The following is a 25,834-nucleotide window of genomic DNA, read 5'->3' as shown; positions in this document are numbered from 1 at the left end:
TGTATTTTGATACGTACAAATATCATTTCCTCATACTCTTTATATCGGCTCGTAGCTAACGAACCTTCATAGATAAATCTAAATTAGTCAGGTAAATTTCTTGATTAATCAAATGACCTTTCTATTTCTGAAATGGTGATTAATTTTTCAGTTTGCTAACTGAGTGATTCGCCATTTTGACTCACCTTTCTATTTCTTTTGGAATGATAGCCCTTCTTAATGAGCATCTTTTCCCACTTTTAGAACGGGCTCTACACTTTGACGAGCTCTTCCATGTGATATCACCACTTCTCTCCTCTTCAAACCATTGTGGCCACGTTTGACCCTCACTAATAACAAAATAAATTCCCTTCATCCACACAACAAAAAAGCCAAGGAGCATCGGTGCTCGCTTGGCTTTTCACGATATATAGGCATACATCTAGTCGTCCTTGGGGTGTCATAAGGGAAAGGGGGATAACCTTACGTCTTGTCAAGTCGATCAAGAGATGTGACCCGAGTTACATATCATTTGAACATGGTTTAGGAAGTCATATGGCGGATGACTTACAAGTAGCTTGCCCAAATGATGTTTGCATTAATCAATTACCCCGAAATTCAAAATTGTAAGCCCCTTTGTTTCATTTTTTACTGCATTTATATTTCCGCAACCTTTACTTGATTGCGTCCCTCTTGTTTCGCAAGGTATAGTGCATCGTCAGCTGCTTTAATTAGTTCCTCTGTTGAATCTGCCATTGCTGGATAGGCAGCTATTCCTGCAGATAATGTTATGGGTCTGCCACATGGACTTTCTGTTGTTGCCAAAATTTCTCGTAGTTGTTCAGCCACTTGTGCTGCCTCTTCTGCTGCCGTATTTGGTAGCAGTATGACAAATTCCTCGCCACCATATCGACAGCATACATCTCCTTCACGAGCCACAGCTTCCATATGACTGGCTAAAAATTGCAAAACTTTATCGCCTACTGCATGACCATATGTGTCGTTCACACTTTTAAAGTGATCTAAATCTAGTAAAATAATTGCATGTGGTACATTGTTCGTTAACCATTCGGCAAGCATCGAATCCATTGTACGTCGATTCGTAACTCCCGTCAGTGGATCAACAGTAGATTGATCCTTGAAAAACGAGACCTGTCCATGTAAAAATGATAAACTCCGAACCAAGGCATTCTTCAAAGAATAAGCTTCAAAGTACCATCCACTTACAGATTTTAAACCTTCTACATTTTTCTTATCTAAACTTTCCTCCGTTAAATTTGCTAGTTGCTGCAAAGGGTTGGCAATGCGTGCTGCCGCCCAAAGTACAATGATAATAGATAGAATCATAAGGGGTACAGATTTAATAATGACTTCCTGCACACGATCAAAGGAAGGGGCTAGTGCTACGTCTAAAGGTTTCTGGGCGACAACGCCCCATCCTGTTGATGGGACTGTACTATAGCCAGCAAGCATTTTCACTCTTTCTGTGTTCTCAACAAGTTGAGCACCACTCTTTCCTGATATCACCGATTGAACGACTTTATTTTTCGTTACCACATCATTAATCCGACTTGGGTCTTGATGATAGATAACACGCCCATCTGAATCAACTACATATACGTAAGAGCCGTCCTTACTATAATGCTCTCCCAGTAAAGTTTTAAAGGCATTTGGTTCCTTTAAATAAATAGTCCCTGCTATCATTCCTAAATACTCATTGGAGTCGGAAAAAATAGGATGAGAAATAAAAATGATGAGACGTCCTGTCATCGCCTCATATGGTTTAGAGATAAGTGGTGTCCTTTTGGATAACGCCTCTTTAGCACCGATTGATGTTAAAATTTCTCCCTTTATTTCAATAGATGGTGGAGAGACGGATAAAACCAATCCTTCTGCATTTGTTATTACTACAGAATTAAACATTTGATTTTGCAATCTCAAACGTTCTGTTTCCTGATTCAATGCTTGCGCATCGTCCATCTTTGCTTGTATCTGAGTTGCACTATAACCTAATATTTGGAAAGATTCATGTAGATAAGAATCCGCAGTAGATGCCAATTTTTGAGCATAAACCCTATTCGTTTCTAGTGTATTTTCCTTTATCGAGTCAATATTCATTCTGTATCCGCCCCAAACACTACCAAGGCTCGTGAAAAAGAATGCTGCCATCGCAACTCCCATAATTAAATGCTTTAGTTTTAATTGATGTGATTTCATTTCTTCTCTCCTATTTACGTTAATTTTATATGTATTTTTTGAGAGATACTTTATTAATAAATGGGGTAATAGTATCATTTCCAAATTGCGTAAGAAGAATCCAATACACCACTAGGATTGTATCAATAAAAAGGGTCGTATCATATAGCTAGCTAGTAAACAAAATTCTACAATTTATTTTCTTAAATTAAATATTCTAACAACTGACAACTATTGTCTGAAATTTGATAAAAAATCTAAATTCTAAATTTTTTTACTTTTATTGTTATTCTGACATATGAAAGTTGAAATGTTTATTTTATAATGAAAAATAGCATAGGCAAGTTAAGGTCTATTCTGTTATAATACTCTTTAAAATAAAATAAACTGTATTAATACAGAATCGAACGTTACGCTTTTCACACAATGGGGATTATGAGAAAAGCGCTACGCTTCCATCAATGGGATGGTCGTGTAGCCTACACAAAAAGGGGTTGGAAGATTTGGGCATTTTACAAGGGTTAAAAATTCTCGATTTTTCTGCATTACTACCAGGGCCAATGGCGACAATGATTTTTGCTGATTTAGGAGCAGATGTCATCCATGTTGAATCTTCAAAGCGCGTTGATTTAACACGAATTATGCCTCCCTATGATGAAGATCATGAGGCTTACATTCATCAACATTTAAATCGATCTAAAAAATCAATTACATTAAATCTTAAATCACCAGAGGCTATAGACATTGTAAAATCACTGGTGCAAGAGTATGACGTTATTATCGAAGGTTTTCGGCCTGGTGTCATGCAACGCCTTGGCATTGGCTATGAAGCTCTAAAGGAAATAAATCCAAAGGTTATCTATTGTGCGATTACTGGTTACGGACAAACTGGACCTTATAGCAATCGACCTGGACACGATAATAACTATTTATCTTTAGCAGGCTTACTCGATTATTCACGCCATAAGGATAAAAAGCCTGTCTCCATGGGGGTTCAACTAGCTGATATAGCTGGAGGGACAATGCATGCCGCAATTGGGGTACTGGCTGCTGCCCTTCATCGTGAAAAAACAGGCGAAGGACAATTCATAGATATTAGTATGACAGATGCTGTCTTTTCGCTGAATGCTATGTATGGTGCTGCGTTTATTGGGGGTGGTCGTGTACCACAGCCAGAGCAAGAAATTTTAAACGGAGGCAGTTACTATGATTTTTACAAAACAAAAGATGGACGCTTCTTCTCTGTCGGTAGCTTAGAACCTCAATTTCGTAAACTGCTCTGTGAAGCACTCGACATTCCTGAGTTGATTGATAATACCTTTAATGATTCTTACTATACGCAAATACGCTTTAAAGAGGCTGTTCATGATGCCTTTCTATCAAAGACATATGAGGAATGGCTTGAGGTATTTAACGAGGATTTTGAAGGTTGTGTAGAGCCTGTACTCACTTTTCCAGAAGCATGTGAGCATCCACAGTTGAAGGCTCGCGGCATGATCATCGATATTCCAAAAAGCGATGGCACCATGCAACAGCAAATTGCTTCTGCCTTTAAATTTGATGGCACTGAGCCTGAGTACAAGTATGTCGGTGCCAAGCTTGGAGAGCATAATGAAGAAGTATTAACTGCACTTGGCTATAATGATGAACAAATTGCTAGTTTACGAGAAAAGGGCGTTTTAGAATAACGGAAAGGTTCAATTTGGAAGTAGGCAATTTTCAAATTGAACCTTTTTATGGCTGCCTGCTCATTGACATCCTCAGTAACATAAGCATAAATTATTTCACTAGAAAAAACGCGGCTACCAATGTACTCCTGCTGTTATAACAGTAAATGTATTTATTTTTCTAATAAAACTTTTTAAAAGAAATGTTGACATATAATTCATCAAGCATTATAGTATTGTTTAAATCTTAACAGACAATTAAATACGATAATTTCTTCTTATCCAGAGAGACTGAGGGACAGGCCCAATGAAGTCTCGGCAGCGGGTTATTAACATAATACCGTGCCAATTCCTGCAAATGTACTTACATTTGAAAGATGAGAAGGAAGTAGTTTCTTCAATAGTGGGGACCTTCCTTTTTTCTTAATCGATAAGAACAAAAGGAAGGTCCTTTTTGTTCTTTATTTTTAAATAGGGAGTTGAGCAAGTAAATGATTGAATTTCAGAATGTAGCGAAAACCTTTAAATTTGGTGATCGTGAAGTGAATGCAGTGAAAGATGTATCTCTTTCAATTCAGCAAGGAGAGATTTTTGGAATTATTGGATTTAGTGGTGCAGGAAAGAGCACATTATTGCGGCTTGTGAATCTATTAGAAAGTCCAACCCACGGCACTGTTCAAGTACAAGGTGTTGATATTAATTCGCTCACACCAAAAGAGGTAAGAAAGCTGAGAAGAAGAATCGGCATGATTTTTCAAAATTTCAACTTATTCTCCTCAAGAACGGTAGCTGGAAATGTAGCCTATCCACTTAAGCTGGCGGGAGTGCCTAAAAAAGAAATTAATGAAAGAGTTGCAGAACTTCTTAGTTTTGTTGGTCTTACAGAAAAAGCGAACGATTACCCTGAGCAATTATCTGGAGGCCAAAAACAGCGGGTTGGCATTGCGAGGGCGCTTGCTACCTCCCCTGATATATTAATTTGTGATGAAGCAACCTCAGCGCTCGATCCAGATACAACTGGGGAAATTCTCCGCCTTCTCAAAAAAGTAAACAAGGATTTAGGAATCACTATTTTGCTAATCACACATGAGATGAATGTCATCCAACAAATATGTGACAGAGTAGCAGTCATGGAAAATGGAGCAGTAATTGAATCTAATTCAGTTTTTGATATTTTTACAAATCCACAGCATTTAACGACTCAACGGTTTATTCAATCGGTTCAGCAAGATCGACCATCTGCATCTCTATTAGAGGAATGGAGAAAAAAAGGCGGCAAAAATTTATACCGTGTTATTTTTAAAGGTGATATTGCTAGCGATCCTATCCTTTCTCGCGTAACAAGAAAATTTGATGTGGACGTTAATATCGTCTATGGCTCTGTCCGAGAAATTCAGGAGAAGTTCTATGGGAACTTGCTCGTCTCATTTGAGGGACATAGCGATAAAATACCTAGTGTTCTTACTGAATTACAAGACATTGTAACTGTTGAGGAGGTAAAATTCAATGAAGGTTGATTGGACGACTTTTTGGCCCCGTATTTTTGAATCTACGGGTGAAACGATTTTAATGGTTATTATAACCCTTATCTTTGGTTCTATTCTTGGTATAACAATAGGTTTACTACTATATGTGACACGAAAAGGAAATATTTTAGAGAACAAATTCGTGTTTCAATTGTTAAATTTTTTAATTAATATTATTCGCCCAGTTCCATTTATTATTTTTCTAGTGGCCATTAGCCCATTAACAAGAATGGTTGTTGGAACAACGATTGGTACGTGGGCAGCAATCTTTCCGATGACGATTGCCTCATCATTTGGTATTGCGAGAGTAGTAGAGAATAACTTAGTTAGCATTGACCCTGGGGTAATTGAAGCCGCAAAGGCAATGGGAGCAAGTCCTCTACAAATTATTTTTACTGTATTAATTCCAGAGGCACTTGGACCGTTAATTTTAGGCTTAACGTTTGTGACAGTCGGTTTAATAGATTTCTCTGCAATGGCTGGTACAGTTGGCGGAGGCGGTTTAGGTCATATTGCAATGACATATGGTTATCAACGCTTTGATGGAAGTGTCATGCTTGTGACCGTTATTATTCTTATTATTCTTGTACAAATTGCGCAGTGGATTGGGAATAAGCTATCAAGAAAAATTATGCGACGGTAAGAAGGACATTTTTCATTTGAATAAAACAACGAAAGAGGAGATTAATAATGAAAAAGTGGTTTAGTATTTTATTAGTTTTAACAGCCGTATTAGCATTGGCTGCCTGTGGGTCTGATTCAGCTACAGATAATGCTAAAAAAGAAGAAAAAGTAAAGATTGGTGTAACTGGAACAGATGGTGAAGTATGGCCGATTTTAAAAGAGAAAGCTAAAAAGGAAGGGATTGAAATTGAGCTTGTTGAGTTCTCTGACTATACATTGCCGAATCAGGCATTAGCAAATAAAGAAATTGATATTAATTCCTTTCAGCATATCGCGTTTCTAACACAATTTACTAAAGAAAATAATGTCGATTTAGTTCCAATTGGTGCTACTGTTATTGCTCCAATGGGAATATATTCAGAGAAAGTGAAGAATGTTAACGAAATTAAAAAAGGTGACAAAATTGCTATCCCTGATGACCCTTCCAACCAGGCTCGTGCATTAAGATTATTAGAATCAGCTGGCTTAATTAAATTGGCAGATGATTTTGGTCTCTTCGGTGACCCAAGTAAAATCGTCGACAACCCGAAAGATTTAGACATTTTACCGATTGTAGCTCAACAAACACCACGTGTATTACCAGATGTAGTTGCATCCGTTATTAATAATGGAGTTGCTGGACAAGCTGGGTTTGATCCCGTAAAGGACCCCATTTATCTTGAAGATGCCAACGATCCAAACGCCTTACCTTATGTGAACATTTTTGCTGCACGAGCAGATGATCAAGATAATAAAACATATCAGAGAATTGTCGAGCTGTATCATGAGGAAGACGTAATGAAGGCAGTCGAGGCAGAAACAAATGGAGGATCTATTGTTGTTGATTTATCAAAAGATGAGTTAATAAAACAAAGCAAAGGACTATAGGGGGAGATAAATATGAGCAAAACTTTATCAGGAATTGAACTAATCCAGGAATCCATTGAAACAAATCAAGCATTGTATATTGAAACTAGCCAGGCAATCCATGCCAATCCAGAGATAGGGAATCAGGAGTTTTTCGCAAGTCAAAAGCATGTAGAAATCTTGACGAATGCAGGATTTAAAGTAGACACAGCCGTTGCTGGACATGAAACCTCCTTTTATGCAGTGAAAGACAGTGGAAAACCTGGTTCAACAATTGCCTTTCTTGCTGAATATGACGCTCTTCCAGGTTTAGGGCATGCCTGTGGTCATAATATTATTGGAACAACGAGTGTAGCAGCCGGAATTGCTCTTTCTAAAACATTAGATGAAACTGGTGGCAGTGTCGTCGTCTTAGGAACACCTGCTGAAGAGGGTGGTCCAAACGGCAGTGCAAAGGGAAGCTTTGTAGCACATGGCTATTTAAAGGAAGTAGATGTCGCTTTAATGATTCATCCAGCAGGAAAAACATCTCTAACAAGCGAAACACTTGCCGTTGATCCACTTGATTTCCATTTTTACGGGAAAGCCGCACATGCATCAGGGGCTCCTGAGGAAGGAATTAATGCATTAGATGCAGTGATCCAGCTTTTTGTTGGGATTAATGCTTTACGCCAGCAGCTTCCTACAGATGTTCGAATTCATGGAATTATTACACATGGTGGGGATGCACCAAACATTATTCCTGAATATGCAGCAGCAAGATTCTTCATTCGTGCGGATTCATGGAAAAAAACAGAGGAGGTATCAGTAAAGGTACGTGCAATTGCTGAAGGTGCTGCACTAGCAACCGGGGCAACGGTAAAAATTGAACGCTTCCAAAATGAAGTAAAGGATTTTGTGCTAAATCCTTTACTAGATAATATTTTACAAGAGGAGTTAGAGGCTTTAGGAGAAAAGGTTTGGACAATTCGAGGACAAGGCAAAGGTTCAACAGATACTGGGAATATTAGCTACGAGGTTCCAACAGCACATCCATATATAAAAATTGGCCCAGACGATCTAATTGGGCATACAAATGAATTTAGAGAAGCTGCTAAATCCCCTGAAGGTGATGCAGCTTTAATAAAAGGAGCAAAAGCACTTGCTTCAGCTGGCTATCGCTTATTAAAAGATAGTGATCTTTTAAGTGAAATAAAAGCTTCTTTTGAGACAGCGAAGGCACAGAAAGAAAACTTCTAAAACTCATTCTAGCATTATTTGCATATGGAACAGGGCTGTACCAGAAAGTTGCCGAAGATCAACTTTTTGGACAGCCCTACTTTTATACATATGCACTTATAAATACTCGTAGCTTTTCAAAATGATCGTCAATCAATAAATACTTTTTGTAGATTTCCATTAATTTCTCAAAAAGCTCATAGTGCTCTGTTACAAATAAAATCTTTAAAATATTTAATAGATGGAGAGAGGCACTTTGAGCTACAAAATAATAAGGAGCCTCTGATTGGCGATAATGTTGACGCCATTCTTCCACAGATAACCCAATATGCTGTAATGAATTATTAACATGTAATGCAATATCCTGCTGAACATATGCCTCAATTGCAATCAATTGTTCATTGCTACAACTCCCCTCCACTAATGCTGCATGTATTTTTTTATTGGATGCTAGTACATGCTCTTTTAAAAGGACTAACCCCTCTTGATAACGTCCCATTCTTACGTAATGATCCAGCAATATAGCATACAAATTCTCTAAAAAATTTAGTTCATAGTTTTTAATAATTGCAGGAGGAGTCGGCTTACGATTTGGTAGTAACTCTTTATATTCAAGCATTATCTCGATTGCATAATTATTAAGTCGCTCATCCTCTAATAAATATTCCCCATATTGAATAACTAATTCATTATCCTTCTCCTGATGTGCTATATGAAATAGTAGATAGGCTATTAACACTTTTTCCTTCTCCGTTAATGCATACATTGAATAACGCCAATCCGCCTCAAAGGACGTAATAAGTGCCTTCACACAGTTATTATCTCCCTCAGCCAATCGGTAGTGTACAACAATTTGATAAAGACGTAACTGTTTTTTTGCCAAACAGCTAGCATTGTGCTTATCCACATGAGTTATACACTTATCCAGTATCGTTTTATAGTTATTCACAAAGTTATCCACATGTTCACAATTTTCTTTCATAGATTGCTCAAAATGTCCCATTATTTCATAAAGAAATGTGAATTGCTCTAAGGGTCTGTGGATAAGCAGTGAATAAACCTTTTTTGTAAAAAGCCAATGCCAAAAAGATGCATGCTCTTTATACATCATATGCACTAAATATTCATCTTGAAATTTATATAAAATAATTGTTTGTAGTTCATTAACTGGCATTGCTATTTGCATTCGTTTCCCAAAAACTAGCCAAATTAGTCGTTCTAAGTCTATTGTGTGTTGCGCAAAGAGTTGCTCAAAAAAAGTTTCTTTTCCTTTTTGTGTATAAAAAAAAGCATTGAGCCGTTCATTCACAAATTTTGCATCTAAGCCATATTTGTCAAAATACATTTGCATTTCTGTTGATACACGACCCCAATATTTACGAGCTGTGGAAAAGGCAATATTCTTAGCCGTTTCTTCATTTACTAAAAATAGCTTTGGTGAAAGCGAAGTACCAAGTATTTTTGGATCTTCCTGCAGATTTGACTCTGCCTCCAGCCATGTTGCTAGTAAATTTTCAGCACCCTTTTCACTTTTTTGTTTATAAGCCATGAATAATTGCTCATCACAGTCCAACAGCATAAAATTGGAGCCTCCCATCAAATTCGACCAACAAAGATCTTCCCCTATCATTCAAATACATGTTTTTAACACTCTTTCTTCAATATAACAAATCTTAAGTAAAATATGCTAAAAAATTAGTGATATGCCTAGCTAAAATGTTCTCAAACAAAAAAGAACCACCTATCAAGTGAATACACTTCATAGATGGAAATCTCCATCACCAAAATAGTGGATATTTTCTTTTTTCACGTAAATTATTTATCAACAATCCGAAAAATACAATAATGACAGCTCCAATTAACACAGGTGTTACTAAATAACTCCAACCATAGCCTCCTAAAATAATAATTATAGGATTGGCACCTGCCGGCGGATGGATAATGCCCAGGAAGGCCATAAAAAATATTGTTAGCCCTACGCCTAAACTAATAGACAGCATACTCGAGCCTAATAGTGCATACATAGCCAAACCAATAAAGGCGGAAATGAAATGGCCGCCAATAATATTTCGAGGCTGAGATAACGGTGCATTCCAGACGACAAATACAAGTACACAGCTACCACCAAGTGAAGCCATTAGCCAAGGTGCCTCTGTAAAATTTGTTAGCCATAGCAAAACAAAAATACATATTAAGCCGCCAATTGCTCCCGTGATGGCATCAGCAAAATTTGTTCGAGAGGGGGCATGTCCCCCTCCTCTCATTTTTAATATAAAAGGTTTTATACTATTCTTTTTCTCTATTTTATTTTCCACACCAAAAAACTCTGTCATTCGACACCAACTTTTCTATGCTACGTTCTATTTAAATTCGGTTAGGCTAATCATTTTTAAACTTTACCTATTATATCAACACAACATTAGAATTCAATCTAAACTTCATATTTCAGACAAATTCTTACTTTGCCACCCCATAACCCATACAAAAAAGCAAACCTTTAACAGTTTGCTTTAGAATGAATTCATCTATTAATCATATTGCTTTTTCACTGTCTTATAAATTCGTACCTTTTTCAATATCGTTTTAGGTACTTGGAAGGTTGCTGTGACAACTCCTGGATGACGTCCAATTTCAATGGAACCTGTTATCGTCGCTCTATTTAATACTTCTGGCTCACTCATCTCAAATAACTTTGCAGCTCTCTGGACTGCATTATCCGTAGCCTCATTTAGCGTTTTTCCAGAACCAATCATAGATACAGGGAATGCTTCCTCTACCTGTTTCACACCGAACTCCTCTGCTAGCTCTCGTGCACGGCGCTTTTCTTCCTTCGTAAAGGGCTTTGCTGTATAAGGTAAATCTTCTTCGTTTGGTAATAACACTGGGCCTTCCAATGCTACTTTTTTCAAGACACTAACTTGTAGCTGTACAATACCAGCTACATCTGTTGTATGCCCTGCAACCTCCCCATCTCCCTGCATAGCATGCATATCCCCAATATAGACACCGCCACCTGGAACCTTTACAGGACAAATAATCGTTGCCCCTTCGCGTACTCTACTTATATCCATATGACCATCGGTACGATGTAAATCCAATTCATCTTGTGTAAAGGCATATTCATGCGGTGCTCCAATTAAGAACGAACCAAAATCACCAGCATTATGAGAATCCGGCATTGCTTTTGAAGGGGTTGTACCAAGCTGTCCTAAAAAAGGTCGCATTCTCGCCATTATACCTACTAGGTCGCTTGGTGCTAATGCAACAACTGGATTTTGTACAGAATTTTCAGGTGTTCTCATGTAATTTTTAGCATCAAGGGCGATACGGCGAGCCCCCTCTCTTCCAACAGTGACACCTATTTGACCTTTTTGATCAAGGGCCATTGTATAGCCGTTTATCATTTTAAATGGTGCCGTTTCTGTATCACAGGTTGAACAGCGAATCGCTTGTGGACCTATCCCTTTGACAATTGTGCTTGGATGTAGCTTGCCACAACCTGGGCATTTGACAGAAACGAACGGGTCGCCAATGAAACGATCTATAATCGCCTCATCGTAACCTGACGAGGTTGCCAGAGATGTGACCTGAATAGATTTAATTTTAATGGCGATGGCGTCGCCCACCTCAGCGCCTTCTACAAAAACAGGCTTCGTTACTTCGTGTCCTCCACGAATAGTAGGTGTAAGCATTGGTCCCCAGCATCCAGGTGCTGTATTGGCAATGATCGTTCCACCGTCTTTAACGGGCCCTAACATCTTCTTTGAGGGATCTAAAATTCCATCAATGAACTCATTTACGAACAATGTCTCAGCGGCTTGCGATTGCTGTATAAAGTCATCATTTTCTAAGCCTTCCTTTTCAAGCACATGCAATTCGTTTGTCATTTTTTGTCACGCTCCTGGTTCTGATTTTTATGTAAGTGTTATATGTTAAAAACGCTCTCCACATTTGCAGAGAGCTATTTTTATCAATTGTTCATGTATAAATCAAAAATATGTGAGAAGTCTTCTTTTTTGTACTTTTCTTTATGGTCGATCATCCAAGTACTCGCAAAGCGTGTGATTTCCTCGAATGACGTAGATGGAGAGATGTTATCATTGCCCATCCGTCCAAGTGATGAAGAAGCAATGTTTAAGCTTTTTTCTGCTACCTCTAGCTTATAGGCATTGTGTTTTTGCTCATAGCTAATAGCATGAAGTGCTTTATAGAGGTCTTTAATATCGTCAATAAAGCGTTTATGGATGTCGATGGATAGTGGAGAATTACCAATTGTAAACTTAATTTCGACATCAAGGTCAATTGTTCCTGCTGTTTCTAGAAAAACATCTGTAATGGCATACATAGAATAGTCATAGCGTCGCAATAATCTCTTTTTACTCATAGCACTCTCGCCATCTACATGAATCATGGCACGATTCGTAAAGCAGTACTCATCTGCCTTCGTTTTAATTAAAAAATATATTTTTTCGTCAATTTCATGTAGGATAAAATCATCTGCATCTGTTTTATCATAATCCACTTGTGGCACAACTACTCCAATATCTGAAAGTCCAAGTGCATCTGCTGCTATTTTTTTGAACACCGTCATTCCTCCTAAATCGTCATACTCCTTTTACGCTTTAGAAACTGTAAAAGTTTCATAATACATTTCCCTACTATATACAAATTTTCATATAATCAATACTTCATTTCCTCTTTCATGTATATTTCATTTATAATGATTGTCAGAAAAGGATTCTTCCAAATCGAAAGGTCGTGTGAATAAGTGCAAGAACCAACTATATTAGTAGTGGATGATGAGGCTGATTTAGCTAATCTGTTAAAAGTAAGCTTACAAAAAGAGGGCTACAAACAAATTTATACAGCTGGCTCCATTCATGATGCTTGGACAAGCTTTCAACTAACAAAACCAGATATTGTACTGCTAGATGTCATGCTTCCAGATGGTGAGGGCTACGATTTATGTAGACGTATCCGTGAAGTCTCACATGTGCCTGTACTTTTCATGTCTGCTAAAAACGAGGAAATTGATAAAATTTTAGGGCTAGCCATTGGTGGAGACGATTACATTACTAAGCCTTTTAGCCCTAAAGAGGTTGCCTATCGTGTAAAGGCCCAATTACGAAGAGCTGGCTACCAAACTCAAGATACTGCTCCGAGCCTTACCAAGAAAGCACTACAGCATGGACCATTCCAGCTGAATACCGATGAAACTGAAGTTCATAAAGATGGCGTTTTATTGGAGTTAACGGCAAAGGAAATTGGTTTAATGGCGTGCTTTATGCACAATCCTAATCGAATTTTAAGTAAAGAAACGCTGTTCGAACGTGTCTGGGGAGAGGACTTTTTCGGTTCAGATAATACAGTCATGGTGCATATCCGTCGTTTGCGTGAAAAAATCGAGCAGGATGCCTCAAAACCTCTGTATATCACCACTGTTAAAGGACTTGGTTATAAATTCGTCGTACCAAAAGAGGCACAAGAATGAAGTGGAGATTAACAGCGCGTTTCCTCCTTTCTGTACTTTCTATTGTCATCATCGTTATTTTTGTCAATACTGCCATTCTAGTAGGTCTGCTCACTTATCGGTTAGCTACTGATTCTGATGGTGCTTCTGCAACTAAAGAAGAAAACTTTGTACGCGAATTCCAAAAATATATCGAAATTAAAAATGGGGTTCCCTCAATAAGTGCAGATGGGCTTGAACATTTGCATCTGCGAAATGCTTGGATTCAATTACTTGATGTAAATGGTCAAGTTATTGACGCCCATTTTGTACCAGAAAAAGCACTCTCGCACTATACACCCATCGACTTAATTCAGGTATATAAATATAAAGAATTTGATTCTAATACTACGGTTTATATTGGCAATAAGGATGATTTTAGTTATTTAATTGGCATTCAAGGTAGTGGTGTTACAAGATATGTTATGCATTTTTCTGGCACATCAATCTTACAGTTTATCGGGAAATTCGGCTTGTTCATCGTTATTGCGGACTTGTTAGTAGCAACATTGGTAGGCTGGCTTTTTGGGCGCACATTAACGAAGCCTCTTTATGCGATGATTGAACGAATTCACCATTTAAAAGATCATAAGCATTCGTCCGACAAAGCGCCTGGAGGAGTTTACAAGCCTGTTTTTGAAAATCTAAATGAAGTATCACTAGAACTAGCTGCCCATGAACAAGAGAGAAAGAGACTAGAAGTTATGCGTGAGGAATGGATTAGTAATGTTTCACACGATATGAAAACACCACTTGCCTCTATTCGTGGCTACGCAGAGCTATTGAATGATGAAAAATTGCCACCTAGTGAGCAAACAGAGTACGCAAAAATTATAGAAAAACAATCATTGCATATGCAAGATCTATTAGATGATTTAAATTTAACAATGCGTTTAAGACATCAACGGCTTCCTCTCACATTAAAAAAAGTGAATATGGTGCCATTTATTCGTGAAATTGTAATCGATACATTGAATACACCACAATATGAGCTTGCTAATCTTGAGTTTGAGACAGCCACCGAGGACAGTCTGCATCAAATTGACGAGCACTTTATGCGCAGAGCTATTATGAACTTTTTACACAATGCCATCCTTCATAATGCTCCTGATGTTTCCGTACTTGTGTCAGTTGATGAAGATTCTATTACGATTTCCGATAATGGTAGAGGGATCGCAGCAGAGGATCTAGAACATATTTTTGAACGCTATTACCGAGGTACAAATACGGAAAAAACAACTGGCACTGGTTTAGGTACAGCTATTGCTAGAGATATTATCGAGGCCCATGGAGGAACCGTAAGTATCAGCTCTGAAGAAGGGAAAGGTACAAGCGTTAACATTTATTTAAAAAGGAATACCTAATAAACGAAAACCCAAAATTTAACTAGCAGCATTCTTTGAAAAACGATAAATTTCAAACATAGTTTTGGCACTGGCGCTTCGTAACACTTCGCTTTCGTGCAGAAAAGGGGTGTCTCAAATAACTTTTGAGACACCCCTCAGAGTGTTGAAAAACAAAACTATCCATAGCATTTTTGTGAAAGGTGAAAATGGATTTCCGCTGCAGGCTACTTGCTTTCCTGTGGGCGAGCGCCGAGCCGCTTCCTCCGCTACCGCTCCGTTTAGAGGCTCGCCTGTCTCGCTATCCCACGGGAGTCAAGTAGCCCTCCACTCTAATCCACAAAAGTGTTACCTTTTTAGCAAAGGTTTTTAAATAAAGTGAAGGTGTTCACTTCTCTTTATGGAGAGGTGTTGTCACGCATCACTTCTCCACATTGAAAATAAGAGCTTATCCCCTCTAAGAATACAGATAATGGGCTATTTGATCGCTATACTCCTATGAAAAAAGTAAAGACACTTTGCAGAATGGTTGATTGGAGTGGAGCCAGCGTCACTCCTAGGGGATTTAGCGTCACAGATGAGACCCTGGAACGAGCGTAAGTGAGTGAAGCGGCTCATCGGACGCCCCCTGGAAAGGGCGCTGGCGGAACGGAAATCAACCTCTCACCTTGCTAAAGATTCTTTTTCTGCTATTGACATCACCTTTTTGCTATTTCATTTGATCTTGCACCTTTGCAGGTAACTCGTGGAATTTTACTTCATCAAATGAAGAGACTTCCGTTTCCTTTTTCACGTAAAGCTTTAAATAAGCATCCTGGCGTAAATTTTTGTGGGCTGAAAACTTTAATGTTTTTTCTTCGCCATTTTTATTGTAAGCAGGTAGCTCGTACCAGTACATTTTAAAGATTTCACCGCTATCTACCTTATACTCCTCTACTTCTCCTTCAGCTGTAATGTGGACATAGTATGTGTCTTTATTTAACCGATTAAAGTCTACAGTCATCAATACAACCAATCCTGCCACGAATAAGATGAACAATGCACCTATTCCGAAAAATACTTTTTTCATATTTAATTCCCCTGTCTCACTATTTTATAGAACGAACGCACGGTAAAGATATAATAAATAAAGTAAATAGCTGAATATGCAACAATCCACAACATAACTGGCTTTGTAATATTCATACCAAATAGCTGTGAAAATGCTAGTAACGCAAAAGCACTATGCACAATGCCGACGATAAGTGGAGCACTAAAGATCACAGCCACCTGTCCTGCAACTGTCTTTAAAATTTGCTTACTATTCACACCAATTTTATTTAATATAGCGTATTTCGCCTGATCTTCCTCAGCTTCCGTTAAAATTTTGAAATAGATAATACTGCCTGTTGCCGCTAGGAAAACGAGACCTAAGAAGCTTCCCACAAACAATAGTGCACCAACTGTTGCTAAACCATCCTCATAGCTTTGTGGAACACTAGAGAAAGTTTCTTGTTGTTCAGTAGGTAATTGTTTATAAATATCTTGTGAAACGTTCTGTTGTTTCAAATCATTGTCCAATCCAACAACCTGCATGATGAGCTCTTCGGCATTTGTAGTCGCAAATTCCTGATCATTCACAACGAGTACTGTTCCCGCTGCTATAAAGTTTAGCACGCTTTCCTTGTACATTTTCTCTACATGGAAGGAATCTCCGTTTTGTAGCTTAAAGTCCTCACCCGTAAAATCATGTGAAAATCGTTCATCATAGGCTGCATCAAGTAAAACTGTAGAGCCATCTGCAATGTGCAGTTCTTCATCCTTACCTTGTAATTTCGCTAAACGATTATAATCAGATTCCTTCAATAATGTATATTCGAAAAACGAGAATTCATTATCAACACGTAAATTTTTCACAGCCACTGCTTCATTATATAAGACATCTTCTTGAGAAAATTCTACCGTCTCGCCTTTCCACATAAATGTATTTGGCAGCATCTGACGCACACTTGCTTCTGCATTGTAATACATGCCGAAGACACCGCCACCTGCTGTAATCGTTGTTGCACTTAAAATTGCAATGATCGACAGCGATTTAGCATTAGCTCGAATACGATATAATAACTGAGAAACACCGATTAAATTTAAGCCTTTCCATGACCATGATGTGGCTTTTTTTAATGCTGTTAACACAAAAACACTCACACTATGGAATAAAAGATATGTTCCTGCAATCGTTACACCTATGACCATTAATGGCGTACCTAACATAGTGAAGAATTTCCATATTTCACTCGTAAACATATCAGAGGCAGCTGTATAATATCCAAATGCAATTAGCACAGTACCGAGTAAAGCAGCTAATAAAGAGGCACGTGGAATTTGCTCACCCTGTTTGTCAGCGTGAAATAAATCAATTAGCTTAAATTGATAAATAACACGATAGCCTTGCAATGATGTGAATAAAAACAGTAGTGTAAATATGCCAGTCGTATTAATTAATGCCTCCATCGAAAATGTCAGACTACCAACCACTTCATAGCCCATTAAGCGTACTAAGATCATTAACAGCCCTTGTGACATAAAGAACCCTAGAATGATACCAAGTATTAGAGAAACAAGTCCTATAACTAAATTCTCAAAAAAGAGCATTAAGCCAATTTTTTGCTTACGCACACCTAGCAATGAATAGAGGGCTACTTCCTTTTTCCGCTTCTTCATAAAAAATGAATTGGAATAGGCCATAAAGATGACAATAAAGAATAATAGCACTACTGACGATGCACTCATCAATCCCTTTATTTGTTGTGATGATTGTTTTAAGGCCGAAAGATCATCATTATATTTGAGCGTCACAAATGTAAAGTAAATAACGATACTAAATACCATCGAGGCAATATATAAAAAGTAATTCGACAAATTGCGTTGAATATTTTTGCGCGCTAAACTAAATAACGTCATTTACTCCACCCCCGATGCTAGACAGCACCTGCAAGATCTCTTGGAAAAATTGCTTCCTTGTTAGAGTCCCACGTTGAATTTCCTTAGAAAGCTGTCCATCTTGAATAAATAGTATCCGCTGGCAGAAGCTAGCTGCAAAAGCATCATGGGTAACCATCATAATCGTTGCGGCTTGAGATTGGTTTAGATCGCTTAAGCTTTCTAGTAAATCTGTTGCAGATTTTGAATCAAGTGCACCTGTAGGCTCATCCGCAAAGATTAGCTTTGGCTCTGTCACTAATGCTCGTGACGACGCAGTACGCTGCTTTTGTCCTCCTGAAATTTGATAAGGATATTTATCAAGCAAGTCACTTATACCAAATAATGCAGCAATCCGCTCAACCCTTGCGTTGATAGCCTTTGTTGGCATCTTCGCAATAGCTAGTGGTAAAACAATATTTTCTCGCACTGTCAAAGAATCGAGTAAATTATAATCTTGAAAAATAAATCCTAAATTATCGCGACGAAAATCCGCTAATTCGGCATCCTTCATACGTGCTAAATTAGTATTCCCAATAATTATTTCACCAGTCGTTGGCGTATCAATCGTTGCTAATACATTTAAAAGGGTAGATTTCCCGGCTCCAGAAGGACCCATTACACCAACAAACTCTCCTTTTTCTACTTCAAATGATATATTCGATAGCGCTGTAAAAGTATTTGCGCCTTTGCCGTAAGTTTTTCCAACGTTTTGTACCTTTAATAATGGCGTCATATACGCTCACCTCTTCTTTCTGACTTTAGTATACGACCTCAAACTTACAACAAATTTGTCGCAAGCTTACAGCAACCTTAAATCAATCGCTAGTTTTCGATTAATTCATACGTTTTATCGAAGCCATTCCCTTTTGTATTCCCCAACTTTTAAAATTGATTGACATAAAAAAAGATTCATACACAAATAACTGTGCATGAACCATTTTAATCTATTGTTCTAAAACCTTTTGAATATCGTCCTCAAAGCTACTTGGCTTATCTGCTGAGGCGTAGCGCCCTACAACCTCACCATTGCGATTTACAAGGAATTTTGTAAAATTCCACTTCACGCTACTGCCTAAAAATCCTTTGGAGTGAGAAGTTAGATAATCGAAAATAGGATGTGCTTCTTTTCCATTTACCTTAACTATCTCATGCATCGGGAAAGTCACTCCATATGTCAGACGACACTGTGATGCAGCTTCTTCAGCAGTCGCTAGCTCTTGTTTAAATTGATTTGAAGGGAAACCAAGTACCACAAGACCTTCCTCCTGATATTTTTCATAAAGACCTTCTAATTCTTCAAATTGCGGTGTAAAGCCACATTTGGAGGCTGTATTGACAATTAGCAAAGGCTTTCCCTTATAACGTTCGAGGCTATAGACAGTACCATCTTCTAAAGTTACGTTAATATCATAAATGCTCATCTTTCTACCTCCTATTATAAACGTCCATTCATTCGTGCCACCTGCTGTAATGGGTCCCAAACACCATTGAACGGTGGTGCATAGGCTAAATCTAAATCTAGTAAATCAGGTAATGTCATTTTACTATACAATGCCGTAGCAAATACATCGATACGCTTATCAACTCCTGCTGGACCTACGATTTGTGCGCCTAATAGCAGCTGGTCCCGCTTGCGAACAACCACCTTAATATACATACGTTGTGCACCTGGATAATAGCCAGCAATATGACGTGCAGATAGTTTAAATGCCTCATAGTCAAAGCCAAGCTCTTTCGCCTTACGCTCATTGATGCCTGTCGTAGCAATGGTTAAATTGAAAAACTTTAAGATAGAAGTTCCCACGATTCCTCTAAACGGTGCAAACTTGCCTGACATATTAAGGCCTGCTAAACGACCTTGCTTATTAGCAGTCGTTCCTAAAGGTACGTAATCTAAACGCTCCTTCACAATATTAAAATGGGTTGCACAATCTCCTGCTGCATAAATATTTTCAATAGAAGTCTCTAAATGGCGATTCACAATAATTGCTCCATTTTTCGCAAGTGCTATTCCAGTATTCTTTAAAAACTGCGTATTTGGTTGAATGCCTGAAGCGACAATCACTAAATCTGTTTCTAAAATACTGTTATCTGTGACGACACGCTCGACCCGTTTACTCCCTTCAAATGCTTCCACACTTGTATTTAATAAGAGTTCCACATCGTTCTTTTTTGCTTCCTCATGAACATGTTGGGCAAGCTCTTCATCTAAAATTCGTGCTACATGGCTTCCTCGTTGAACTAGCCTTACTTTTTTCCCGCAGGCGTGTAGCGTTTCAGCCATTTCTAATCCAATATAGCCACCACCTATGATGGTTACCTGTTCAATATCTGGCGTTAAATCAGCCAGTAAATCCTCCAACTGAGGAATCGTTTTTACCGTGTGGATACCTTCTAATTCAATCCCCTCTTGCACAGGTACTACTGGACTAGCTCCCGTAGCAATAAGAAGCTTATCATAGGGAATCTCAAATGCTTCACCACTCGCCTGTGTCCCCGTAATAAATTTCTTCTCTATATCTACATTTTCTACCTCATAGCCAACTCTTGCATCAATGCCATACTTATCTCTAAAAGTCTCGACATCTCGTGCAATTAAACGTTTGGTTGATGAAATACGTCCATCTACAACATAAGGCAATCCACATTGCCCATATGAATAAATAAAACCACGTTCTAAAGTAGTTATTTCTGCCCCTGGCACATTACGATAGATTTCCATTGCTGCAGACATACCTGCAGCATCTCCCCCAATGATGACGTATTTCATTCTACAAGCCCCCTTATTTTTTCCTTGTTGCCATTAAATCTGCATATTGATCGATATACAAACGTCTTTTTCCTCCACTTACGATGACACGTATTATATGGATGGCTATAATCATTGTAAGTGCAAAACCTGCTGTTGTGGCTAGTAGAGAAATGACAATTTGCAGAACATAAAATGATGAATCCATATTTAATTGAATACTACCAAACGTTGAAATGGCTTCGAATAGACTAGCCGTAGCGACAATAGCAATACAGCGACGCCACGATTGCTTTACAATACTTTTGCCATTCTTGTTGACCATTGTAAAACGCATAATCTTCATACCTAGCGTTGCGCCATTCATCATACTTGGGATCACGCCAAAGAGGATCATGTACAAGACCATGTTCACCAAGAACTCGAATGTACCACTATACCCTGTCAGACCGCCAACCATAATCCATATCATTTGTGCGATACATAAATCAATGACGAGTGCCAGCAAAATAGAGATGGGCTTAACAATATCCATTTTTTCCATTTCAGCAGCTTTTGCCTCAACCTCTTCATGCGAAGGAAATAGTGCCCATATGATTGGTGCTAAAAAGAATCCTAGTAACGCGCCTACACTGTTCAGTAATAAATCATCCACATCAAAGATGCGGTAGGCACAATTAAAGATGCCGTAAATACCTGTTCTTTGTGTGACCTCATAAAACAATGTTAGCAAAAAGCTAATTAAAAATGCACGTTTCCAGTACCTTCTTTCTTTAAGAAAATATCGCAAGTAAACGCCAAACGGCATCAGTAGCAAGAAATTAAAGAATGCTTGGAAAAATGCCTGCTGTTTCGTTATAGCAAGCCATGTAGAGGGATTTGTTACTACAACCCCGCTGTCCTTTAAAATATCCTCAACAAATTGAAAAAGTCGCAAATTAGTATGAACAGTGTCTGCGGATTGGAGTGAGCATGTATCTCTTGTAGATGGAAATGGCAGTAATACTAAACATAGTGCGGATAAAAAATAAAAAATAAATGAGAACATAATAATGGTTTTGGACATAGATAAATATCCATATTTACGATACGTATAAATAAGCCATGGAATAAAAAGTACAAATGATAAAATAATCGTTATAAAAAACGCTATTAAAATGGAATCTGTGTAAGTTGACATATAAGCACCTCTCTCTTTAAAATGCCCGTTTTTATGAACACTAAAACTAAGTTTAGTTCTCCAATACAACATATTTATTTCAGTAAGCTTACATAATCCTTAATTCAATCAAATATGGCTGATACGTACGAGGAGTAGTTAATCTAAAGATATCATGTCCTGTGGCAGCTACTACAACAAAATAAAAAACAGGTAAAGAATATACGCTCTACCTGCTCCCATTTATTATAATTTAGCAATTTCTTCTTTACAGAATGTCAGAATTTCCTCTAGTTCATCATCCTCTAAAGCAAAATCTAAGTATTCACCTTCAGCCTTTTCTAGAATGAAGTAATTTAAAATAAATGGCGATTCGCCCTTTTCACCGATGAGGACACGAATTTCAATGCCAGCTTCGTGATATAATTCGTCCTCTTCATCAATTTCTACATCCAAAATAAATTCATAGCGCTTACCCTCAATAATATTTGTAGGGTCTAAAATTTCTTCCATTGTGAATTGTGTAATTTCCATTGTTCTAGCTCCTTTTTCTTTAGCTGTTCCTTTTTATATTAAATCAATTTCAGCATGGGTCAACTAGAAAAGCCGTATACACGTGTAAGTAATTATGCCAGAATAAAATGGAACTGTTTTAGAATTAAGAATCCCTACATAAAAAGGAGGCTTTTTCATGAAAGAGCTATTATATTATCAAGACGTTATGTTGCACGAGTTTAATGCTACTCTTGTAAGCAAAGGAATGGATGAAGCTGGTCGTCATTATGTTGTCCTATCCAATACCGCATTCTATCCAACTGGTGGCGGACAGCCTCACGATACAGGCACTTTGAATAATGTAGATGTCATAGATGTTGAAAAAGTTGATGATGAAATTCGTCACTATATTCAAGGAGATCCATCAACTTTAGACGGTGTAGTACGTGGCAAAATCAATTGGTCAAGACGGTTCGATCATATGCAGCAGCATGCTGGACAGCATATTTTAACAGCGGCATTTATAGAGCTTTTTAATGCACAGACTGTAAGCTTTCACCTAGGTAGTGAGCAGGTCACAATTGATATTGCTGTAGATACGCTGACTGAACAGCAGCTTGCAGCGGCGGAAGCAAGAGCCAATGACATCATTTTAGAAAATCGTCCAATTCAAACAACATGGATTACAGAAAATGAGCTTGTTAACTATAATCTTCGGAAAGAAGTTGCTGTGACGGGGGACATTCGACTAGTCATTATCCCTGATTTTGATTATAACGGCTGTGGTGGCACTCATCCAACATCCACAGGGCAGGTCAGTGCTATTAAAATACTAAGCACTGAAAAAATGAAAGGCAATGTGCGCGTTTCTTTTGTCTGTGGACAACGTGTTTTAGCCGAGCTTGCCATGCGGAAAAAAGTATTAGCAGATGTTGCTCGACAATTAAGTGTTCCAGAGATTGAGGCTGCTACAGCACTTACAAAAGTTTTATCTGTCCAAAAAACTACGGAGAAAGCACTTGCTACTGCGAAAGAGGAGTTACTAACTTACGAAGCAAAGGCACTGGTGGCTAATAGTGAAGGTGTAGTAACGGCTGCTTTTCATCAACGAACAATGCAGGAGCTACAAAAAATCGCTCGTCTGATTGTCTCTGAACAGTCAGATGCTATGACCTTACTAGTTTCTGAAAATGAAGGCAAACTACAATTTGTTGCAGCAAAAGGTAAAAATGTTACCAAAAGCATGAAAGATATTGCCGCGAAGGCATTACCTCTTATTAATGGTAAGGGCGGCGGAAGTGACCAAATGGTCCAAGGCGGTGGCGATTGTATGATTTCCAAAGAAGAACTACTGCTAGCTATGGAAAAAGCTTAATTCTACTATGAAAAAGGAGCCGTCATTATGAGACAGCTCCTCCTTTTTAATACTTAAATTTTTGAATGGCTCCATATAACCGTTTCGCCATTTCTGATAGTTTTTCAGTTTGACCGTTCATCGTTTCTACTGTATTCAACTGTTCTGTTGTTGCATCTGTTACCTCATGCACATAATCACTTGCTGCATGTGCGGTTGCTGCCATTTCTTCCATAGATGCTGAAACTTCCTCTGTATTTGCAGACATTTGTTCAGCTGAAGCGTTCATTTCTTCAATTTGACCTGCTATCTCACCTACCGCTCGAACCATTTCCTCAAAACGTTCACCAACTGCCTCAATAGAAGCTAATCCGCGTTCAACATGAACTTCGCCCGATTCTGCCGCCTTTACTACCTCTAATGTGTAGGATTGAACGCTTTCAATTAATACATTAATTTTGGTAGCTGACTCTGCCGTCTGCTCCGAAAGCTTGCGAACTTCATCCGCTACAACAGCAAATCCTTTACCTGCCTCTCCTGCACGAGCTGCTTCGATGGAGGCATTCAATGCTAATAAATTTGTTTGATCAGAAATATCTGTAATCATTTTAGAAATTAAACTAATTTCCTCTGACTCTCTTTCTAGCTTGTGAATAATTGTTAGCTCAGCTGTTGTCCCCTCCTGAATCTCATTCATACGGCGCATAGATTGCTGGACAGCTTCATTGCTCTCACTAATTTTCTGGGAAATAAAATCTGTATTGCAGGCAATAGCTGAGGCTACTTCGGCAACATTTTGTATACCCATAGCCATTTGTTCCATTGCAGAGGCACTTTCTTCTGCCATCACGGTTTGACTCTGTGCCCCCCTGTCTACTTCACTGATTGCACTAGCTATTTGCTTAGAATGCTTTGTCACAGCAGTGACATCTCCCATTAAATCACACGAGGCTTCATTCACTGCAGTTGCTTCCTGACTCACTTTCGCTACCATTTCTCGCATATTATCAATCATGCGATCTAATGCACGCGCCATTGTCCCCATCTCATCAATACGCTTTAAATACTTCTCAGGGATCTCCTGTGTAAAGTCACCTTCTGATAAGCCTTCACTAATACGAAGCACATGACGAAGTGGTCTACTGACCGAACGTGAAATAGCAAATGAGATGAATAGTCCTAGTATCGAAACAATGATGGTCGTGACAATAAAGTTCGTCTTAAGCTTAGAAAGTCCTGAGAACATCTCATTTTCTAATGCAATAACCCCCATTTTCCAACCATTATCAAGGGTATGGTAGCCCATTAAGTTCGTACCAGCATCCTCTGTTTCGAACGAAAAATAGCCACTTTCATTGGTAATCATTTCTTTTGCAGCTAATGCCCTGCCCGTCATAACACCTGTTTCTTCCGCTTCTTCGATTGGATTATTTTGCTCCTTCACATAGGAATGATTATTATGTCCAATAATCGTTCCTTGAGCATCCAGCATAAATGCATAGCCACTGTCTCCAACCTTAATGTCCTCGACAATATTAGATAAATAATAACCATCAATACGAGCCAATAATAGTGCTTTTTCACCTGTAGCTGTAGTAATTGGTGAAACAATTAAAATAACCGGCTCGCCGGTTACACGGCTAATCGTTATTTCAGACATGACAGACTTGCCAGTAAAACCTTCTTTTACATAATCACGATCGCCTAATTCAGCAGTTGTATCATCTAGATAATGGGCTACCCCATCAGCTTTTATAATGCCAAAACCTAAGTAGTTCTTATTATTAGCAAGGCGTTTTGACAAATATTGTTTTTGTTTTTCAAAGTCCATACTACGAACTGCCTCTTGCTCTGCGATTGCTTCTACCTCTACCAGTGTTAGTTGGAAGTGTTCTTCTATGTATTGTGAAACATCCTCTGCTCTAGATACTAAATTGGATTCCACTTGCTCATTCATTGCATTCGTACTATTGATCCAAGTAGATAGTCCAAGTGTGCCGCAAGTTACAAAAACAAGAGCAATAATTGCAATAATTAATTTACCACCAATACCTTTTATCCACATATCCCTTTTTCTCACTTCTTCCGTTTTTAGCTATATTATTCGAATATTTATGCATAACTTCAGAGTAAAGTCACAAAAAGTAG

The 25,834-nt window shown here is 38.3% G+C and carries 21 protein-coding genes and 1 riboswitch; of the genes, 8 read left to right on the top strand and 13 right to left on the bottom strand.

Annotated features, from left to right (window positions below; genetic code table 11):
* Nucleotides 1-636 precede the first annotated feature (636 nt).
* A complete protein-coding gene (locus tag MHI22_RS17225; RefSeq protein ID WP_036128290.1) occupies nucleotides 637-2,196 on the bottom strand; it encodes a sensor domain-containing diguanylate cyclase in 1,560 nt (519 codons plus the stop codon).
* Nucleotides 2,197-2,678: 482 nt separating this feature from the next.
* On the opposite strand from MHI22_RS17225, the gene MHI22_RS17220 reads away from it, so the two are divergent.
* From MHI22_RS17220 to MHI22_RS17200, 5 genes are all read left to right on the top strand, one after another.
* Nucleotides 2,679-3,863 carry a CaiB/BaiF CoA transferase family protein gene (locus tag MHI22_RS17220; RefSeq protein ID WP_340812408.1) on the top strand — a complete coding sequence of 395 codons (1,185 nt, stop codon included), beginning with the start codon at nucleotides 2,679-2,681 and terminating at the stop codon, nucleotides 3,861-3,863.
* Between the two features lie 254 nt (nucleotides 3,864-4,117).
* Nucleotides 4,118-4,226, top strand: a riboswitch (SAM riboswitch).
* Between the two features lie 107 nt (nucleotides 4,227-4,333).
* On the top strand, nucleotides 4,334-5,359 hold the full coding sequence (locus MHI22_RS17215; RefSeq protein ID WP_058845260.1) for a methionine ABC transporter ATP-binding protein: 1,026 nt from the start codon (nucleotides 4,334-4,336) through the stop codon (nucleotides 5,357-5,359).
* Nucleotides 5,349-6,011, top strand: coding sequence for a methionine ABC transporter permease (locus MHI22_RS17210; RefSeq protein WP_036124987.1), 663 nt, complete (start codon nucleotides 5,349-5,351; stop codon nucleotides 6,009-6,011). Before MHI22_RS17215 ends, MHI22_RS17210 begins: the two co-directional genes overlap by 11 nt.
* A 47-nt stretch (nucleotides 6,012-6,058) precedes the next feature.
* On the top strand, nucleotides 6,059-6,919 hold the full coding sequence (locus tag MHI22_RS17205) for a MetQ/NlpA family ABC transporter substrate-binding protein (protein WP_340812407.1): 861 nt from the start codon (nucleotides 6,059-6,061) through the stop codon (nucleotides 6,917-6,919).
* A 12-nt stretch (nucleotides 6,920-6,931) separates the two neighbouring features.
* On the top strand, nucleotides 6,932-8,137 hold the full coding sequence (locus MHI22_RS17200; RefSeq protein ID WP_340812406.1) for a M20 family metallopeptidase: 1,206 nt from the start codon (nucleotides 6,932-6,934) through the stop codon (nucleotides 8,135-8,137).
* A gap of 82 nt (nucleotides 8,138-8,219) precedes the next feature.
* Here MHI22_RS17200 and MHI22_RS17195 read toward each other — a convergent pair whose 3' ends face one another.
* The 4 genes from MHI22_RS17195 to MHI22_RS17180 form a co-directional block, all read right to left on the bottom strand.
* Nucleotides 8,220-9,713, bottom strand: a complete 1,494-nt coding sequence (locus MHI22_RS17195) for a hypothetical protein (RefSeq protein WP_254777879.1) — start codon at nucleotides 9,711-9,713, stop codon at nucleotides 8,220-8,222.
* 181 nt (nucleotides 9,714-9,894) lie between these two features.
* Complete coding sequence (locus MHI22_RS17190; protein ID WP_036124979.1) at nucleotides 9,895-10,449, bottom strand: HPP family protein; 555 nt, start codon at nucleotides 10,447-10,449, stop codon at nucleotides 9,895-9,897.
* A gap of 195 nt (nucleotides 10,450-10,644) precedes the next feature.
* Nucleotides 10,645-12,003, bottom strand: a complete 1,359-nt coding sequence (locus MHI22_RS17185) for an acetamidase/formamidase family protein (protein WP_340812405.1) — start codon at nucleotides 12,001-12,003, stop codon at nucleotides 10,645-10,647.
* Between the two features lie 83 nt (nucleotides 12,004-12,086).
* Nucleotides 12,087-12,701, bottom strand: a complete 615-nt coding sequence (locus MHI22_RS17180; protein WP_340812404.1) for a PH domain-containing protein — start codon at nucleotides 12,699-12,701, stop codon at nucleotides 12,087-12,089.
* Nucleotides 12,702-12,884: 183 nt separating this feature from the next.
* On the opposite strand from MHI22_RS17180, the gene MHI22_RS17175 reads away from it, so the two are divergent.
* Together MHI22_RS17175 and MHI22_RS17170 are read left to right on the top strand one after the other, a co-directional pair.
* A complete protein-coding gene (locus MHI22_RS17175; protein ID WP_058845256.1) occupies nucleotides 12,885-13,607 on the top strand; it encodes a response regulator transcription factor in 723 nt (240 codons plus the stop codon).
* The gene (locus MHI22_RS17170) at nucleotides 13,604-14,989 is read left to right on the top strand and encodes a sensor histidine kinase (protein WP_058845255.1); all 1,386 of its coding nucleotides are present in this window, start codon (nucleotides 13,604-13,606) and stop codon (nucleotides 14,987-14,989) included. Before MHI22_RS17175 ends, MHI22_RS17170 begins: the two co-directional genes overlap by 4 nt.
* Nucleotides 14,990-15,677: 688 nt before the next feature.
* Here the strand turns inward: MHI22_RS17170 and MHI22_RS17165 are convergent.
* From MHI22_RS17165 to MHI22_RS17135, 7 genes are all read right to left on the bottom strand, one after another.
* On the bottom strand, nucleotides 15,678-16,037 hold the full coding sequence (locus MHI22_RS17165; protein WP_036125796.1) for a YxeA family protein: 360 nt from the start codon (nucleotides 16,035-16,037) through the stop codon (nucleotides 15,678-15,680).
* A gap of 2 nt (nucleotides 16,038-16,039) precedes the next feature.
* The gene (locus MHI22_RS17160; protein ID WP_340812403.1) at nucleotides 16,040-17,908 is read right to left on the bottom strand and encodes an ABC transporter permease; all 1,869 of its coding nucleotides are present in this window, start codon (nucleotides 17,906-17,908) and stop codon (nucleotides 16,040-16,042) included.
* Nucleotides 17,895-18,662 (bottom strand): ABC transporter ATP-binding protein, encoded by a 768-nt coding sequence (locus MHI22_RS17155; RefSeq protein ID WP_036125791.1) that lies wholly within the window; start codon nucleotides 18,660-18,662, stop codon nucleotides 17,895-17,897. Before MHI22_RS17155 ends, MHI22_RS17160 begins: the two co-directional genes overlap by 14 nt.
* 211 nt (nucleotides 18,663-18,873) lie before the next feature.
* Nucleotides 18,874-19,350 (bottom strand): glutathione peroxidase, encoded by a 477-nt coding sequence (locus MHI22_RS17150; RefSeq protein ID WP_101966946.1) that lies wholly within the window; start codon nucleotides 19,348-19,350, stop codon nucleotides 18,874-18,876.
* Nucleotides 19,351-19,364: 14 nt separating this feature from the next.
* Nucleotides 19,365-20,699: an FAD-dependent oxidoreductase gene (locus MHI22_RS17145; protein ID WP_058843747.1), complete on the bottom strand. Its 1,335-nt coding sequence runs from the start codon at nucleotides 20,697-20,699 to the stop codon at nucleotides 19,365-19,367.
* 13 nt (nucleotides 20,700-20,712) lie between these two features.
* Entirely contained in the window at nucleotides 20,713-21,858 is a 1,146-nt protein-coding gene (locus tag MHI22_RS17140; protein WP_058843748.1) for a VanZ family protein, read from the bottom strand.
* A 225-nt stretch (nucleotides 21,859-22,083) separates the two neighbouring features.
* Nucleotides 22,084-22,371 (bottom strand): DUF6509 family protein, encoded by a 288-nt coding sequence (locus tag MHI22_RS17135; RefSeq protein WP_058843749.1) that lies wholly within the window; start codon nucleotides 22,369-22,371, stop codon nucleotides 22,084-22,086.
* Between the two features lie 157 nt (nucleotides 22,372-22,528).
* On the opposite strand from MHI22_RS17135, the gene MHI22_RS17130 reads away from it, so the two are divergent.
* The gene (locus tag MHI22_RS17130; RefSeq protein ID WP_058843750.1) at nucleotides 22,529-23,707 is read left to right on the top strand and encodes an alanyl-tRNA editing protein; all 1,179 of its coding nucleotides are present in this window, start codon (nucleotides 22,529-22,531) and stop codon (nucleotides 23,705-23,707) included.
* Nucleotides 23,708-23,753: 46 nt separating this feature from the next.
* On the opposite strand, the gene MHI22_RS17125 is transcribed toward MHI22_RS17130, so the two are convergent.
* A complete protein-coding gene (locus MHI22_RS17125) occupies nucleotides 23,754-25,766 on the bottom strand; it encodes a methyl-accepting chemotaxis protein (protein ID WP_340812402.1) in 2,013 nt (670 codons plus the stop codon).
* Nucleotides 25,767-25,834: the final 68 nt, after the last annotated feature.

Source organism: Lysinibacillus sp. FSL L8-0312, assembly GCF_038003285.1.
GTDB lineage: Bacteria > Bacillota > Bacilli > Bacillales_A > Planococcaceae > Lysinibacillus > Lysinibacillus fusiformis_D.
This window is presented reverse-complemented; position numbering and strand designations above follow the sequence as displayed.